The sequence below is a fragment of the Veillonellaceae bacterium genome (assembly GCA_012523975.1).
Classification (GTDB): Bacteria; Bacillota; Negativicutes; order JAAYSF01; family JAAYSF01; genus JAAYSF01.
Genome location: JAAYSF010000026.1, coordinates 16,969 through 33,228 on the forward strand (window position 1 = coordinate 16,969; position 16,260 = coordinate 33,228).

Sequence of the window (16,260 nt, forward strand, 5' to 3'; positions counted from 1 at the left end):
ATTAAAATCCACGTCAGAATTATTGTTATCACTCATACAATTGTATTATCAACCGCTGCAATGGAGGTACTATCGGCATGATTAAAAAAGGCCTTGATGTATTTCGGGTCGCGGCAACCTACGTTGGAACGGTAATTGGGGCAGGTTTCGCCTCCGGCCAAGAACTTGTTCAATTCTTCATTGCCTACGGCAGCTTCGGTCTGGCAGGATTTTTGGGGGCCGGCCTGTTGTTTTGCTGGCTGGGCAGCTACATTATCAATCTTGGCTATCGGCTTCGAGCAACAGGCTATCACCAAGTGCTGTATCATACCTGCGGACAAAGAGTGGGCAGCTTTCTCGATATTGCAACAGGCATATTCCTATTTGGCGGACTGACAATAATGCTGGCCGGAGCTGGTACAGTTGGCCGCGATTTTTTTAATATAAGCTACAATACCGGCCTCCTCGCCATGGCTGTGTTGGTAGCCTTGACGGTTATGACCGGCATGAAAGGCATTTCGATTATCAACTCATTGGTCACACCGCTTCTAGTTTTTACAATAATCCTTATCGGCATTAATTCGGCTATTTATCACGGTTTTTATGTTGATCTGCTTTCCATCCCGCCTCAACCTCACTCAAGTGCAACCAGCAACTGGTTCCTCTCGGCCATTTTATATGCATCATATAATCTGGTTTTAGGCACGACCGTACTAGCGCCGCTCGGCAGTCAGATAGCTAGCCGAAAAGTTCGGGTATTGGGCGGAATCCTGGGTGGGTTAATCCTGACTATCTTAGGCGTTTTCGTAATCGCCATTATCACTTATCATGCGCCCGAGGTTTTTGATCATGAAGTCCCGATGCTCTATGTTTCCAATCTCCAGCATGAATTTACGCACGTCGGCTATGCGGCAATGCTAGTAAAAGCTATGTACAGCACTTCTATAGCCAGCCTCTTTGGTTGCAGCATCAAGATGCAGTCGACTCTAGGAGTTAGCTTCCCCGTCAGTCTGCTTGTAATCATGGCCGGCGCCATCCTGTTCAGTCAATTTGGTTTTTCCAGTTTAATTTCGGCAATATACCCTGCATTCGGCTATATTGCTCTGATTTTTACCGTTAAGCTTGCTTGGAATTTTTTTCGAGGTAAGTAATGGCGCTAAGCACAGCTACTAAACCCTCGCCGGTTGCCTTGGCAATTTGCCAGGGCTTGCCGGTGCAGTCACCAGCAGCAAACACGCCGGGGATATTGGTTGACATATCGCGGTTTACCTTAATAGTTTCACCCTCAAGTTCAAGACCGGACAGAATGTTTTCGACGGGGTCAGATTGGCGGAGAATGAATACTCCGCTAACCTTCAATTCTTCTTTATCGGTAACTAAGCCTTCTACCTGTCCATCACCCTTTATAGCTTTTGGCCGTACTCCGGACTTCACTTCGATTGATTCTGATCTCAGTTTGTGGGCTTCGCCTTTGTACTGCGGCAGGTAATACACTTTGCGGCATATCTCACCAAGGAAATTGGCTTCATGTTCGCCTTCTTCCTGGGTATAAGAAATTACTGCAACATCTTTGTCGCGGTAAAACATCCCGTCACATGTGGCGCAATAGCTGACTCCGCGACCAAGATAGTTTCGCTCGCCTTCGAATAGAGCAGTTGCAACAACACCGGTGGCAATTATAACAGCCTTAGCCTCATAGGTCTGAACAGGTGTCAGCAAAGTAAACTTGTCATCGGTAGGAAAGATATTGACAACCTTCTCTTTGATCAAGGTCGGCTCATGCGCCATGCAATGCGAGGAAAGCTGCTGCATCAGGCCTTTGCCGGTAATCTCGGGCATCCCGAGGTAGTTGTCAACGATATGAGCTTTTTGCAATTTGGGGCTAAAATCCAGGTGATTGAATAACGCTACCGTCTTGTTGCGGATCCGCCCGGTCAATACAGCCGAAAGACCGGCGGGCCCTCCGCCAATCACAGCAATATCAAATACATTGTCCCCCATAAATATCCTCCTTGATTTAGAAACAAACCGGAGACTCAATAAGCTTTTGAGTGCTACGATAAGTTACTCAATAATATACTGGGAAGGGGTGATTATTTTGTTCAACTACACCATAATGCGTTTGCCGTATCTTCCGATTGCCGGCCTCTTGTTTGCCACCGGAGTGTGTTTAGGCGGCATAGGCGGACTGACGTTCGGCTTGCTCGCCTGGGATAGCGTCGGTATAACAGGCGGCATGTTCCTTGGACTTATGTGCGGTGTAGGCGCTGCCGCGTTCGGTTTGGCTTTTACCCTTGTCTTCAACGTGCTTGCGCCGTATATCGGCGGCCTGCCGGTTAAGCTGGATACAAATGACGCCCCTTCTGAACCTGACAGCGAGCAAACTGATCAGCCTAATTCTTGAGCTATCCTCTTCATCCGCTCTCTAATCGGTAAATCATATGGGCAGCGTTTTTCACAAACTCCGCACTCAATGCAGTCCGAAGCTTTGGCCTTCATAGCGGCGTAACGCATTGGAATAGCTTCTTTTAAGCCATAGTAGTTATATTGCAGATCGAAGATAAAGGTTTGAGGAATATCAATTCCGGCGGCGCAAGGCATGCAATAGCCGCAGCGACGGCAGAAATTAGGTCCGATTAGTTCAGCCTCGTTTTTTAGTATTTCCCGTTCTTCGTCAGTCAACGGGCGGAAATTTTTAGCAACTCCGAGGTTTTGTTCAATTTGCGCGATAGCATCCATTCCGGGAATAGCCACTGAAATATCGTTTTCCAAGATAAAGCGCAAAGCTAAATCTACACTTCTGATTTGGCCGCCCCCCAGCGGTTTCATTACAATGCGGCCGACATCCATTGACTTTGCCAACGGGAACAGTTCAGCGTCGGCGGTAGTTTCGATACAGTTGAACGGTACCTGCACAGTATCGAATTCATTCGATTTTACAGCTTCAATCAGGAGTTCGATATTATGGCCTGTAACGCCGATAAACCGAATTTTCCCGGCTGCCTTAGCATCTTTCAAAGCTTCCAGTGCACCGCCTGGAGCCATTACGGCATCAAGATCCTGGCGTGTTTTTATATTATGAACCTGATACAAGTCGATATACTCAACCTGCATTGTACATAAACTGATATCAATATCTTTGGCCATGCCCTCTTTATCTCGGGCCATGCTTTTTGTTGCAAGATAGTATTCTGATCGCCGGTCGGAGATATGTCTGCCGATTTTCGCCTCACTATCGGTATAAGCGCGGGCAGTGTCGATAAAATTAATGCCCGCATCAAGCACTTTGTGAAGGATCGGACCTGCTTCGTCCATTGTGCAACGCTGAATCGGTAGTGCGCCAAAGCTGATAACGCTGACTTCCATGCCCGTGCGGCCAAGTTTGCGTTTTTCCATAGTTTGGTCCTCCTCATAAGCTATTTCTATTTCTGATTTATTCTCGTGCTATTCTCCAAATCCTGCAAATATAAACAACACTTGCTCTACTCTGCTGTTATAATACTAATGATGCAAAAAAACAGCCCTTTATGTATGTTTTGTTTTCTCGAAAAATACACTTGACTTCTAAGCATGGATTAAATATAATTATGCCATAATAGCAAAAAGCAACGCAATGAACGGGAAGCTTGATACTCGAGTTCTGCAGAGAGCTGACGGCAGGTGAAAGTCAGCGAACTTGACAACAAGTTCCGCCCCGAAGCGGCTGATGATGAATCATGACGGGTTCCGCCCGATACTGCGGAGAGAGTTGGTTGCTATTTTTGCAACAACTTGGGTGGCAACGCGGGAGTAATCTCGCCCCAATTCGGGGCGGGATTTTTTGTTTTCTAAAAAGAGTTTTTTAAATTTAAAATCATGGAGGTAAATGATATGAGAGTATTAGTAAGCGATCCGGTATCACAACGCGGCGTAGAGGTTCTGCAAAAAGAATTCGCAGTTGATGTCAAGACCAACCTTAAGCCGGAAGAACTGATTAAAATTATCCCTGAGTATGATGCGCTTGTTGTACGCAGTGAAACCAAAGTAACCAAAGAAGTGCTTGAAGCTGCTACCAACCTGAAGGTTATCGGCCGCGCCGGCGTCGGTGTTGACAACATTGACGTTGAAGCTGCTACCAAAAAAGGGGTAATCGTCCTCAACACACCAGAAGGCAACACCATTGCCGCTACCGAGCACACAATGGCTATGATGCTGGCTTTAGCCCGCAACATCCCCCAGGCTCACGCGTCGATGAAAAACAAAGAGTGGAAGCGTAGCCAGTTCATGGGCGTTGAAATGCGCGGCAAAACTCTTGGCATTTTAGGCTTAGGCCGGATTGGGACCGGCGTTGCCAAGCGGGCTTTAGCTATGGAAATGCAAGTTATGGCCTATGACCCATTCATGAATGCCGAAAGAGCTGAAGATCTCGGTATCCAGGTAGCTGAAATTGATGAAATCCTGGCTAAAGCCGATTTTATCACCCTGCATCTGCCCAAAACTCCCCAAACCGTAAACCTTCTAAATAAAGAAAGTTTCGCCAAAATGAAAAAAGGCGTCCGCATCGTAAACTGTGCCCGCGGCGGCGTAATTAACGAAGCCGACTTGGCTGAAGCCCTGAAAAACGGTACAGTAGCCGGCGCAGCAGTCGACGTATTCTCCAAAGAACCAGCCGCAGCTGACAATCCACTGCTCGATGTTGATAATATTGTGCTTACCCCGCACTTGGGCGCATCAACAGCAGAAGCACAGGTAGGCGTAGCCGTCGATGTCGCTGAAGGCATTATTCAAGCTTTGAAAGGCGAGCCGGTATCCACCGCTGTTAATATGGCGCCAATTCCGCCTCATGTACTCGAAACCATCAAACCTTACCTTAACCTGGCTGAGAAAATGGGCTGCCTGGCCGTCCATCTTGCCGAAGGCCGCATCAATGCTATCGATGTTGAATATAACGGCGAAATTAGCGAAGTTGATACCAAGATGCTGACAACCGGAATAATTAAAGGCATGCTCAATCCTATTCTCCAAGAGAAAATTAACTATGTTAATGCCCCCGGTCTTGCCAAAGCCCGCGGCATTAAGATTAAGGAAGTCAAGAGTAAAGATATTGCCAACTTTGCTGATTTAATTACCGTTAAGATTCATACTGATAAGGGTCTTAAATTAGTTGCGGGCACATTATTCGGACGCGAAGAAGAGCGGATTGTTAAGATTAACGGCTTCCGCGTTGACGTTGAGCCAAACGGCTGGTTATTAATCGGACCTCATAGCAACCGCCCGGGTATCGTCGGTAAGATTGGCACCATTCTCGGTGAAGAAAATATCAACATTGCCGGCATGCAAGTTGGGCGCAGTGAAATTGCTGGCACCAGCATTATGGTTGTCAACGTCGATTCTGATGTTCCAACCCCGGTTATGCTCAAAATTAAAGCGATTGACGGTATGCTGGGTGCCCAGCTCGTTAATCTTAACGCATAAGGAGGTACTCAATGGCTATCGTAAAACCTTTTCGCGGCCTGCGGCCTGCACCGGACCTTGCAGCTAAGGTAGCAGCGCTGCCCTACGATGTAATGGACTCGGAGGAAGCCAGACAAATTACTGAAACCAATCCCTATAGTTTCTTGCGGGTTACCAAATCCGAAGTCGATTTGCCGCCCGATATTGATGTACACACGCCGGAGGTATATGAAAAAGCTAAGGCCAACCTCCAACAGTTTATCGATGATAAAATCCTAGTTCAGGATGAAAAGCCCTGCTTTTATGTTTATAAGCAAAAAATGGGTAATCATACCCAAGTTGGCTTAGCTGCGGCTGTTTCGGTTGATGAATATTTGCAGAATATAATTAGGAAACATGAATTTACCCGTCCTGACAAGGAACAAGACCGGGTAGATCATATCACAACAACCGGCGCCCAAACAGGTTCAGTATTCCTGACCTATAAGGCAGATCAAACCAGCAAAGCGCTGCTGGCCGAAGCAATGAACAAACCCCCGGCTTATGATTTTACCGCAAGCGACGGTATCAGCCATACGCTGTATGTCGTCGATGAACCAGATAAAATTGCGGCCATCGAACAAGCTTTCCAAAAAGTCAATGTTCTCTACATCGCTGATGGCCATCACCGCTCAGCGGCCGCGGCCAGAGTTGCCGAAGCTTGCCGTAAAGCCAATCCTAACCATACCGGTGACGAGGCTTATAACAAATTTTTGGCCGTCATCTTCCCGGACGACATGGTATATATAATGGATTACAACCGGGTTGTCAGCGATTTAAACGGACTTACAACGGATGATTTTTTAGCCGAAGTCCGGGAAAAGTTTGAAGTAGTACCCTGCGACGCCGCTCATAAGCCGGCTCACCCTCATACCTTCGGAATGTACCTTGGCGGCCGCTGGTATAATCTGACCGCTAAACAGGGCAGCTACAATGATGCTGATCCGGTTGCTAAATTAGATGTCAGCATTCTTCAGGATAACCTTCTCAACCCCATACTGGGCGTCAAGGATCCCCGCACCGATAAACGGATTAACTTCGTCGGCGGAATCAGAGGAATGGACGAACTGGTTCGTCTGGTCGACAGTGGTAAATATCAAGTCGCCTTCTCAATGTATGCAACTTCAATAAAAGAACTCATGGATATTGCCGACGCCGAACAGGTTATGCCACCTAAATCAACCTGGTTTGAACCTAAGCTGCGCGATGCCATGGTAGTCCATCTTATCCGCTAAATTACGAACTTTAACATATGGAGGGAATTAAAATGAACCGTGTCTTTAATTTCAGTGCCGGTCCGGCTACTCTGCCGCTGGCTGTTCTTGAGGAAGCTAAGCAGGAACTATTGGATTATCAAAATGCCGGAATGTCAGTCCTTGAGATGAGCCATCGCTCCAAACCGTATGAAGCGATAAACAACGAGGCTGAAGCTAATATGAAAGAACTGCTGGGCCTGGGCGACGATTACCGCGTCCTATTCCTGCAAGGCGGCGCCAGCACTCAATTCGCAATGGTGCCGATGAACTTCCTGACTCCGGACCGCACCGCCGACTATATTCTTACCGGCGCCTGGTCGGAAAAGGCTCAGAAGGAAGCTAAGCTGTACGGAAAAACTCATGTCGCAGCCTCGACCGCTGACGGCAACTACAAACGCATTCCAACGATGGACGAAATAAAGCTAAGCGAAAATCCCGCTTATGTTCACATTACCTCCAACAATACCATCTTCGGCACCCAGTGGCAGACGCTGCCGGCCTTCAACAACGTGCCCCTGATTGCTGATATGTCTTCCGATATGCTGTCCCGTCCGTTCAACGCCAAAGACTTTGCACTTATTTATGCCGGCGCGCAAAAGAACCTTGGACCGGCTGGCGTAACAGTAGTCGTTATCAGAAAAGACATGTTGGAGAACAACCCAAAAACCATTCCGACCATGCTACGCTACTCCACCCACTCCGATAAGGATTCACTTTACAATACACCGCCAAGCTTTGCCGTGTACATTGTCAACCTCGTTTTACGCTGGCTTAAAGGCTTGGGCGGCCTAGCGGCAATCGAGAAGATGAATATCGAAAAAGCCGGTCTTGTTTATGACGCTATTGATCAAAGCGGCGGCTTCTATAAGGGCCATGCCGATAAAGACAGCCGCTCACTGATGAATATCACCTTCCGTCTGCCTAGCGAAGAGTTGGAAAAAACCTTTGTTGCCGAAGCTGCTAAGCTTGGCCTTAATGGACTAAAAGGCCATCGCTCGGTTGGCGGTCTAAGAGCTTCCACCTATAATGCCATGCCAAAAGAAGGCTGCCAAGCTCTGCGTGACTTCATGCTGGAATTCCAGCGTAAGAACGGGTAATACAAAGCGGAAATTAAAAAATGGAAAGCGGAGGTTAACACCTGCTTTCCATTTTTATTTATATCACTTTTAACTACTTTCCACTCGGCTTTACCACATATATCTTCCAAAACAGGAAAAACTTATACCAAACAAGAATATATTTAGGCTATGATAGTTAAAGGAGGATCTTAATGAAAGAAGTAACTTATAACGAGTATGCCGATAAGGCTCTTGAGATTTTGAGCAATGGCGCTTTTTTAACAACTGCTCATGACGGTAAAGTTAATACCATGACAATCGGCTGGGGCAGTGTAAGCTATATCTGGGGAAAGCCGGTAATGATGGTAATGGTTAGAGAATCCCGCTACACTCACGATCTAATCGAAAAAAGCGGTGAATTCACCGTCAGCCTGCCATTTAAGGACATGAAAAAGAAGCTAAATTTCTGCGGCGCCAAGTCCGGCCGAGAAGTTGATAAAATTGCCGTAACAGAGCTAACCACCGCTCCCGGTCAAAAAGTCAGCACACCAGTTATAGCTGACTGCGGCTTGACTTACGAGTGTAAAATAGTCTACAAACAAGTAATGGATGAGGCTGGCCTTGACCCGGAATATAAACAAAAGTGGTATGCTCAAGGCGACTACCATACTCTGTATTACGGAGAAATTGTGGCTTGTTATACAAATGATAAGTAAAACCGTTGAAAAACTTGGTTTTTAAACAGCTCTATTTCCGATATACCAAAAATAGCGAGGCATTAGCCTCGCTATTTTTGTATCTTAATTTTCGTTCACTGTTGCAGCCTTTTGCCGGAATTGCCGCACTTTATACAACATAATCGGCAGAATGAGCAGCGGTATACCTAAGTATAAGGAGTTTCTCAAATCTTCGGTGAAGGCAACCACCACCAAGCATGCTACCTGCGCCCAAATGCCGAAATAGGTTAAGTACGGGAACCAGGGAGCACGGAACTTCAAGCTCTCGACCCCGCCTTGGCTTTCCAGCCGCCGCCGAAAATTCAGCTGCGACCAGCAAATTGAGATCCAGGCAATAGCACCCGAGAAGCCTGACAGGGCAAGAAGATAAGTAAAGATTGTTTCACTAGTATCAATAGTATAAGCAATTACGCCAATCCAGCATGTAAAAACCGACAGCATGGTAGCGTTTTGCGGAACACCTTTATCGTTAAGCTTGCTTAGCCATGACGGAGCCATATTTTCTCGCGCCAACGCATATAAGGACCGGCTACAACCGTAGAGCCCCGAATTCGAACAAGAAATAGCAGCAGTCAAAATTACAAAGGAGAATAGCCCGCCGGCCCATTCTAGGCCATAGGCACTCAAGGCTGCCGAAAAAGCGCTCTCTGCCAAACTGGCTTTTTCCCATGGATAAATGGCTACCAAGAGCAGCATGGGCACAATATACAGCGCAATTATGCGCCACATTACACTCTTAAGAGCTTTCGGAATGGTTTTCTCAGGCTGTTTGCTCTCACCCGCTGCCAAGCCGATAATTTCTGAACCCTGAAAATTTACCAGAATTATGACCATGGTAAGGAATATTGCCCAAACCCCGTTTGGTGTAAAACCACCGTTATTTAACAGCACTGATGTACCGATATAGCCGGCGTCACCAACTAAGCCAAAGACGATTAAAAGCGCCAAACCAACAAACATAACCAAAGCCAATATCTTAATCAGCGCCAGCCAAAACTCCATCTCACCAAAGGTCTTTACTGACGCTACATTAATAACCGTAATTATAACTCCGAACAACACCGCCCACCACATAGTACTAATGGCTGGGAAAAAGTCATTCATTATTATGCCGCCGGCTATCATCTCGGCCGGTACGTAGGTGACCCAGGTAATCCAGTAACACCAGCCCACCCCACAGGCCCAAGCCGGGGATATATATTCACGCGCGTAGGTAACAAATGAACCAGATATCGGAACAGCAACAGCAAGCTCACCCAAACATAACATTACCGAAAAAACAATCAGTCCGCCAAGTATGTAGGCGAGAATGGAGGCTGGCCCGGCTTTACTTATAATATAACCTGTTCCTAAAAAATAGCCGCTGCCAATAATGCCACCCAGCGCGATAAGCTGCAGATGACGACCCTTTAGTCCACGTGTCATCTCTCTTCCCTCGGTGTTGTTTTCCATTTATCATCCCCCATATCACAGTTAAAAAATTTTAGATTACGATGTAATCATAGTTGACATCTCGCCATTTGTAAATATAGTTTTAGTACTTTTTATTACCAAAACAAAAAAATAATCGAGAGTTCCGGTAAACCCACCGGAACTCTCGATTATTCATTTGACGCGGTGCTTTTCTTGGCCTCGCGAGATGCCTGCCAAGCCTCTCTCGCCATGTCAAGAATGCGCCTTTCCAATTTTGCCTGAGGGTTGGAAACAACTTTGCTAAAGTAACGTAATGCTTCCTCATTTCGACCAACCCGCCGCAATAATTCACCGACTAAATACGTCAAACTTACTTCAGACATGCCCGCAATAGGCAGCCGTTCTCTAAACAGCGCCTGCTCGAAATATTGGGCCGCTTTTGCCAGTGTCAACTGTTCTTCATCTGCAAATTCGCCTTCGCGAAACAGCCAACCCAGTCGCAGATAAAGACCGGCTATGTCGCTAGCCGCCAAGCCCTCCATTTCAGCGTAAAAAATCGCCAGCTTGTATGCCGCGACGGCCTGATCACGAGTTCGTACGCCGCTAAGATTTATATTGACCTCCCGACCGGCTAAAAACTTAGATACCTTAGCAATATTAGCCGCCGTAATATTAGGGAAGTGACTGTCTTGCGCGGCATAGCCGCAGTTCGGACATACCCAAACTGTGTAATAATAAGGATTAACATCTTTATAATAGGTGCAGAAATCGGTATCCTGCTTAATCTTGACAATTCGGGTTCGCACCCTCGTCACAGAAAAGTCCTTGCTGCAGACGCTGCAATTTTTATCTACAGTATATAAGATATCAGCCATTGTTTCTCACTCCGCTATAGTTCACAACTATTTTTAATCGCTTTCTTTCTCTTTTGACTTCTCCTTTTCTTTAGTCTTCATATCCATGTGGGCTGATGCCGCCCAAATCAGAGCTATAATAGTCCATTTTAAAATAACGGACATCTCGATAGAATTTCCATAGAAGTAAACAACCAGACTAAGAATGATACCTAAAAGATACCACATCATGACCAATCATCCCCCCTGCTTCTTTTCCGTTTACCTCTTGTCTTTATTCTACTTTTTAGGAGAATTACCTTTAAACTAGTCAAATCGTCAAAAAATTTAGCTAAGCAGGCCAAAATAGTTACAAGCGGGGTATAATCCCCCCGCTTGTTATGCGTTTTGCCGGCCGGCTATGATAGCTTGTCTGGCTAGTAAATCACACCGGTTATTTTTTTCGTTATCACTATGACCTTTGACTTTGACCCATTTTACCTTATGCTTGCCAACCAGTTCAATAAGCCGTAGCCATAGTTCTTTGTTTTCCACAGGCGTTTTCTTGCTTGTTACCCAGCCTTTTGCTATCCAGCTGTTTATCCAGCCATCCAAAAAAGCCTTGCAGACATAGGCACTGTCGGTGTAAATGGTCACCTCACAGGAAAACTTCAAAAGTTCCAACGCTTTTATGACAGCCGTCAATTCCATCCGATTATTGGTAGTGTTTTGCTCATAGCCAGAGATTTCTTTTTCTACACCTTTATAAATAAGGATTGAACCCCAGCCGCCCGGGCCGGGATTCCCGCTGCATGCCCCGTCGGTATAAATCTCTACTTCAGCCATCATTGACCTCCCTCGCTCGCTAATGTCTACTTGCAGCCATTATACCATCTTGTCCAATATCTTGGGAATGCATTCCACGGCCTTGTTTTCATGATTCGCCAATATATTCAAAGCGCTTAACCATTTTCCCATCGACCATAACGTCCTCTTCAAACATAGACTTTGGTCTTACCCAATACCCATAGTTCCCATATAAACACTGATAAACCACCATATCTTCTGCCGTTTCACTGTGCTTGGCTACGAACAGTACACGATAATTATTACCCTTGTAATGGCGATATACTCCCTGTTTAATATCGCTCCCTCCCAACTTGTTTTGCAATTACTTAAACTCACCTTCCAAAAAATCAAAACAAACTAAAATTATGATTAGTACTACCCCACTAAGTTTCCAGGCCAAAATCGGCCTTGTATAGTGAATTCTTATAATCGAAAACATTGCAATATCGAATATGACGGAGCTTATGGATGACCACCCATGTTGTAAGAGATACCCCCTACAATATAATGATCAGCAAGCTCTAACCCTGTAAATAGACAGACCCAGAGAAGGATATAGAGGTACTGATAAAGTCTGTTGCCGACAGGGAGCTTGGATAAAAAAATAAAGACGGTAGCTGGCAGAATGACAAAGCTATTAATTAGTTCGACTACCGTTCCACTCTTAACTAGAAATCCAGTATTATAGCTCCACAAGGCATGATGATATGTTAAAAAGCTCGCCGCTAAATTCATAACCATTACAAAAAGAGTAGTCGAATAATATCTCCGCCAGTTCTTCCAATCCCCTAATTTAAAGACAGCTATCAAAAATGAAGCGAGTAGACACACTCTAAAACTGAGAATTAGCAAACCCTATTACCTTCTTCCGAAGAATGCTAGTAATATGATTACCAATTTTTTAACTACTACCCTTGCAAGGTTACAATCATTTAGCTCCCGCTAGACCCAAGTCTTGTATAGCCCTAATAGACATTTTTACTATAATACTATATTTTCCTCTATTTTGGTAATAATACCTTATATACCATACTAATCCAACAAAGAGGTGTTATTATGTCTAAAACCGAAGAAAATTTAGCTGCCGCTTTTGAGGGCGAATCGCAAGCCAATCGGAAGTATCTAGCTTACGCCCAACAAGCGGACGCTGAGGGTTATAAGCAAATTGCCAAGCTATTTAGGGTAGTGGCTGAGGCTGAGACAATTCATGCTCATACCCATTTCCGCAACAATGGCGGTGTGCGCTCCACAGCCGAAAACCTGCAAGCTGCTATAAACGGCGAGACTTACGAATTTACCGAAATGTATCCGCCGTTTATTAAGAAGGCCGAAGAAGAAGGTCATACTGCAGCAACCCGGGGCTTTAAGCTAGCTAATGAAGCCGAAAAAGTTCACGGCGCTCTCTATCAAAAAGCCCTTGACAACCTTGGAACAAAAGACGAATACGACCTTTATCTCTGCTCAGTTTGCGGCCATGTCGCTGAAGGCGAAGCACCAGATAAATGCCCAATCTGCGGCGCGAAATCTACCGCTTATAAAAAGTATTAATAAATCTTACATTAAATGAAAAGTCGCTCATCCCAGATAAAGGGTGAGCGACTTTTTTCAATTGATCTATTCTTCATCCAGAATAAAGACATGAACATATCTTGAGCCATGAACACCAATACTCAAGTCCATTTCAATATCGGTTGTCCGGCTAGGTCCGGTGATAAAGGTTGCAGTTGTTGGCAGGCTAGTTCCAAAGCGCTTCTTAAGCTCCTTCATTACCGAATACAAACCATCAACCAACTGCGCTGTCGTACAAATAGCCATAAAAGTCAGCGGCAGAATGGCAACCGAGGTCGGTTGCTTGGCATTGTGAGTTATTACAACTGTCCCTGTTTCCGCCATCGCAATTTCGCCCCAGACAACGCCGCAGTCCATAGAGGCCGCTTTGTATTTTACCGCGCTGCTGTTCTCGCCTAAAGGCCATTTTAGCATCTCAGCGCCGGCATCTGAGAATATTTCTTCTAAATTAAGTTTCTCAAGTTCGGGGTGATCCCAGCGCATAGCCTTCTTTATTCCCCGTTCGTTGATAACCTGCTTGATTTTTTGCGCGAGTTCAGTACGGTTTTTGACGCTAAACGCATTACCACCGCCTAGCTTGTTCCACTCATCAATAAACCGTTCACGCAATTCCCGGCGTTCTTCAACCGTTGTTCCGCGCTTGGTAAATAAACCTTCCATCGGGTCTTCAACCCGCTTGGCTCGTTCACTTGGCGAGGTTTTTATTTTACTGCGGATGTTATCGAAAAAGGCTTTCCTATCACCCGTTAATACTCCTTGGCCCATAGTGATGCTCCTTTCAATCCTTATTAACTTCCGGCCACATTTCGTGGAAGAACTTATCAGGTAGGGCCGGCATATCGCGATATTTCAGCCAATCTGAGATTGGCGGCGGGCCATAGGCGATCTTGCCTTGTTTGACCAGCGGGAATTGGAATCGGCGAGCCATGCGTACTGAGAACCGATATCGGTTAGCAGCAGCAAAGGTGGCGCTCCAGCCCTTATAAGCAATATCTTCGGCCAACTCACCCTTACTTTCGAGCTCGACCTTATCATTACGCAAAGCGTATAGCATATCATGCAGCGGAATTTTAACCGGGCAGGTTGAAGAGCAAGCAGCACAAAGCGTAGTCGCATAAGCCAGCTCGCCATATTTGTCCATACCTTGAAGCCGCGGTGAGAGCACCGCACCGATTGGGCCGGGATAAACCCAGCCGTAAGCATGACCGCCGATGTTGCGGAATACTGGGCAGGCATTGAGGCAAGCGCCACAGCGTATGCAGTTCAGCACCTTTTCATACTTAGTGCCCAACTGATTTGATCGCCCGTTATCAACAATGACTAAATGGAATTCCTGCGCTCCGTCAAGTTCTTCAGGCATTCTTGGAGCGGCTACTGACAATGTATTATAAACTGTAAGCTTTTGGCCGGTAGCGCTGCGTGTCAAGAGCGAAAGCATGACTGCCAGTTCCTCTACGCTTGGGAGTATACGCTCCATACCCATTACAGTGACCACGGTAGGGGATAACAGAGATACAAGTCTGGCATTTCCTTCATTAGTACAGATTGTAATAGCGCCTTGATCAGCTACGGCAAAATTGCAGCCGGTTATGCCCATATCAATATTAAGAAACTTTTCCCGCAAGTATTCTCGGGCAAACTGACATAATTTCTGGACTTCAGCCGGAATCTTATTGGAGCTCACTTCATTAAAAAGGTCAGCTACCTGAAATCTGTTTTTATGCATGGCTGGAACAATTATATGCGAGGGTGTTTCTCCAGCTAGCTGGATTATCCATTCACCAAGGTCGGACTCAATAACCTTGCAGCCCTGCTGCTCAAGCGCCGGATTGAGGTGAATCTCTTCAGTAACCATTGACTTGGATTTTACAATAGTTTTGGCATTTTTCTTTTTCGCTAATTCAGTAATATATTTAACAGCATCTTCGCCTGTTTTGGCTAGACAAACATGACCGCCTTTTTTAAGAACGTTATCAACCATCTGCTCAAGATACTGATCTAAATGCTGTATTACATGAAGACGAATGGCCTCAGCCCGATCGCGAAAAGCCAGCCACTTTTCAACGCCTACCGCATCAATGGCATTGGCACGGTTTCCTCTCAACCGGCCAGTACCCAGTTTAACGGCCTTAAGCATGGTTTTGTCACTGAGTGCTTTTTTATAACGCTTGCGAAAGCTCGGCTCAATATGCATTTACCATCACACTCCTTGATCTAGGACTTGAGCCAGATGCATTACTTTTATCTTGCTGCCCCGGCGGCTTAGTCGGCCGCCTATATTCATTAAACAAGTAAGATCCGCCCCTGCCAGAACATCGGCTCCAGTCGAGATAATATTATCAACCTTTTCTTCAACTATCGCCCCCGAGATATCTGCCAGTTTCATGGAAAATGTCCCACCAAAGCCGCAGCAGTCAAAGGCATAGGGAAGTTCGACAAAGTCAATGCCTTTTACATTCTTAAGCAGGATTTTGGGCTGTTCTTCAACGCCAAGGATGCGCGTCATATGACAACTGGAGTGGTACGTCACCCTTTTTTTGAAGGTAGCGCCTACTTCGGTTATCCCTAATACATCGACAAGAAACTGCGAAAACTCATAACTTTTGTGAACAAACTCATCAGCTTTCTTCTTCCAAACCGGATCATCACGAAATAATGTTGGGTACCCATGGTGAATCATTGCTGCACAAGATCCTGATGGCATAACAACATATTCGCTTCTTTCAAAGACCTCAATAACTTTTTTAGCTACTTTAGTTGCCTCTCTGTAGTAGCCGCTTGAAAAGGCGGGCTGACCGCAGCAAGTTTGGCCTTCCGGAAAGTCCAATTGTACCCCGCTTCGTTTAAGCACATTAACTACGCTTTTCCCTACGTCGGCATACATGAGGTCTGCAATGCAGGTTATGAATAATGATGCTTTCAATTTCATTCCCCCATACATGTTACTTATGTCTATTATTAGTAGTTAATTTACTTATTATCCTAATGGACATAATTTATCCATTTATCTCGTGATTTTTTAATTAGCTAATTAGAAACCCGGCTTGCGCCTGTGTCGCCAGAACTTTTATATATATAAATTCTGGCACACTAA

The 16,260-nt window shown here is 45.7% G+C and carries 17 protein-coding genes; 7 read left to right on the plus strand and 10 right to left on the minus strand.

The window, feature by feature from the left end; genetic code table 11:
- Positions 1-77: 77 nt before the first annotated feature.
- Complete coding sequence (locus GX348_03760; GenBank protein ID NLP41303.1) at positions 78-1,130, plus strand: hypothetical protein; 1,053 nt, start codon at positions 78-80, stop codon at positions 1,128-1,130.
- On the opposite strand, the gene GX348_03765 is transcribed toward GX348_03760, so the two are convergent.
- The gene (locus GX348_03765) at positions 1,096-1,980 is read right to left on the minus strand and encodes an NAD(P)/FAD-dependent oxidoreductase (protein NLP41304.1); all 885 of its coding nucleotides are present in this window, start codon (positions 1,978-1,980) and stop codon (positions 1,096-1,098) included. The genes GX348_03760 and GX348_03765 overlap by 35 nt on opposite strands.
- A gap of 97 nt (positions 1,981-2,077) precedes the next feature.
- Between GX348_03765 and GX348_03770 the strand changes: the two genes are divergently transcribed.
- Positions 2,078-2,383 carry a hypothetical protein gene (locus tag GX348_03770; protein ID NLP41305.1) on the plus strand — a complete coding sequence of 102 codons (306 nt, stop codon included), beginning with the start codon at positions 2,078-2,080 and terminating at the stop codon, positions 2,381-2,383.
- Here GX348_03770 and GX348_03775 read toward each other — a convergent pair.
- On the minus strand, positions 2,368-3,375 hold the full coding sequence (locus GX348_03775; protein ID NLP41306.1) for an aldo/keto reductase: 1,008 nt from the start codon (positions 3,373-3,375) through the stop codon (positions 2,368-2,370). The genes GX348_03770 and GX348_03775 overlap by 16 nt on opposite strands.
- Before the next feature lie 474 nt (positions 3,376-3,849).
- Between GX348_03775 and GX348_03780 the strand changes: the two genes are divergently transcribed.
- From GX348_03780 to GX348_03795, 4 genes are all read left to right on the plus strand, one after another.
- Complete coding sequence (locus tag GX348_03780) at positions 3,850-5,433, plus strand: phosphoglycerate dehydrogenase (GenBank protein NLP41307.1); 1,584 nt, start codon at positions 3,850-3,852, stop codon at positions 5,431-5,433.
- Between the two features lie 11 nt (positions 5,434-5,444).
- Entirely contained in the window at positions 5,445-6,686 is a 1,242-nt protein-coding gene (locus tag GX348_03785; GenBank protein NLP41308.1) for a DUF1015 domain-containing protein, read from the plus strand.
- A gap of 32 nt (positions 6,687-6,718) precedes the next feature.
- Positions 6,719-7,804, plus strand: coding sequence for a 3-phosphoserine/phosphohydroxythreonine transaminase (gene serC / locus GX348_03790; protein NLP41309.1), 1,086 nt, complete (start codon positions 6,719-6,721; stop codon positions 7,802-7,804).
- Between the two features lie 173 nt (positions 7,805-7,977).
- Positions 7,978-8,481: a flavin reductase family protein gene (locus GX348_03795; GenBank protein NLP41310.1), complete on the plus strand. Its 504-nt coding sequence runs from the start codon at positions 7,978-7,980 to the stop codon at positions 8,479-8,481.
- Between the two features lie 84 nt (positions 8,482-8,565).
- Here GX348_03795 and GX348_03800 read toward each other — a convergent pair whose 3' ends face one another.
- The 5 genes from GX348_03800 to GX348_03820 form a co-directional block, all read right to left on the minus strand.
- A complete protein-coding gene (locus GX348_03800) occupies positions 8,566-9,927 on the minus strand; it encodes an amino acid permease (protein ID NLP41311.1) in 1,362 nt (453 codons plus the stop codon).
- Between the two features lie 176 nt (positions 9,928-10,103).
- Entirely contained in the window at positions 10,104-10,790 is a 687-nt protein-coding gene (locus GX348_03805; protein NLP41312.1) for a DUF2225 domain-containing protein, read from the minus strand.
- A gap of 33 nt (positions 10,791-10,823) precedes the next feature.
- Positions 10,824-11,000, minus strand: coding sequence for a hypothetical protein (locus GX348_03810; GenBank protein NLP41313.1), 177 nt, complete (start codon positions 10,998-11,000; stop codon positions 10,824-10,826).
- A 147-nt stretch (positions 11,001-11,147) separates the two neighbouring features.
- The gene (gene rnhA, locus GX348_03815; GenBank protein NLP41314.1) at positions 11,148-11,594 is read right to left on the minus strand and encodes a ribonuclease HI; all 447 of its coding nucleotides are present in this window, start codon (positions 11,592-11,594) and stop codon (positions 11,148-11,150) included.
- Positions 11,595-11,682: 88 nt separating this feature from the next.
- On the minus strand, positions 11,683-11,907 hold the full coding sequence (locus GX348_03820) for a DUF1653 domain-containing protein (GenBank protein ID NLP41315.1): 225 nt from the start codon (positions 11,905-11,907) through the stop codon (positions 11,683-11,685).
- A 746-nt stretch (positions 11,908-12,653) separates the two neighbouring features.
- On the opposite strand from GX348_03820, the gene GX348_03825 reads away from it, so the two are divergent.
- Positions 12,654-13,145, plus strand: coding sequence for a rubrerythrin family protein (locus tag GX348_03825; GenBank protein NLP41316.1), 492 nt, complete (start codon positions 12,654-12,656; stop codon positions 13,143-13,145).
- A gap of 66 nt (positions 13,146-13,211) precedes the next feature.
- Here GX348_03825 and GX348_03830 read toward each other — a convergent pair whose 3' ends face one another.
- Genes GX348_03830 through GX348_03840 form a run of 3 tightly spaced genes read right to left on the minus strand, consistent with a single transcriptional unit; the run spans position 13,212 to position 16,089 of the window.
- Positions 13,212-13,931, minus strand: coding sequence for an LUD domain-containing protein (locus GX348_03830; GenBank protein NLP41317.1), 720 nt, complete (start codon positions 13,929-13,931; stop codon positions 13,212-13,214).
- Positions 13,932-13,944: 13 nt separating this feature from the next.
- On the minus strand, positions 13,945-15,360 hold the full coding sequence (locus tag GX348_03835; protein ID NLP41318.1) for an iron-sulfur cluster-binding protein: 1,416 nt from the start codon (positions 15,358-15,360) through the stop codon (positions 13,945-13,947).
- A gap of 6 nt (positions 15,361-15,366) precedes the next feature.
- Positions 15,367-16,089: a (Fe-S)-binding protein gene (locus GX348_03840; GenBank protein NLP41319.1), complete on the minus strand. Its 723-nt coding sequence runs from the start codon at positions 16,087-16,089 to the stop codon at positions 15,367-15,369.
- Between the last annotated feature and the right edge of the window lie 171 nt (positions 16,090-16,260).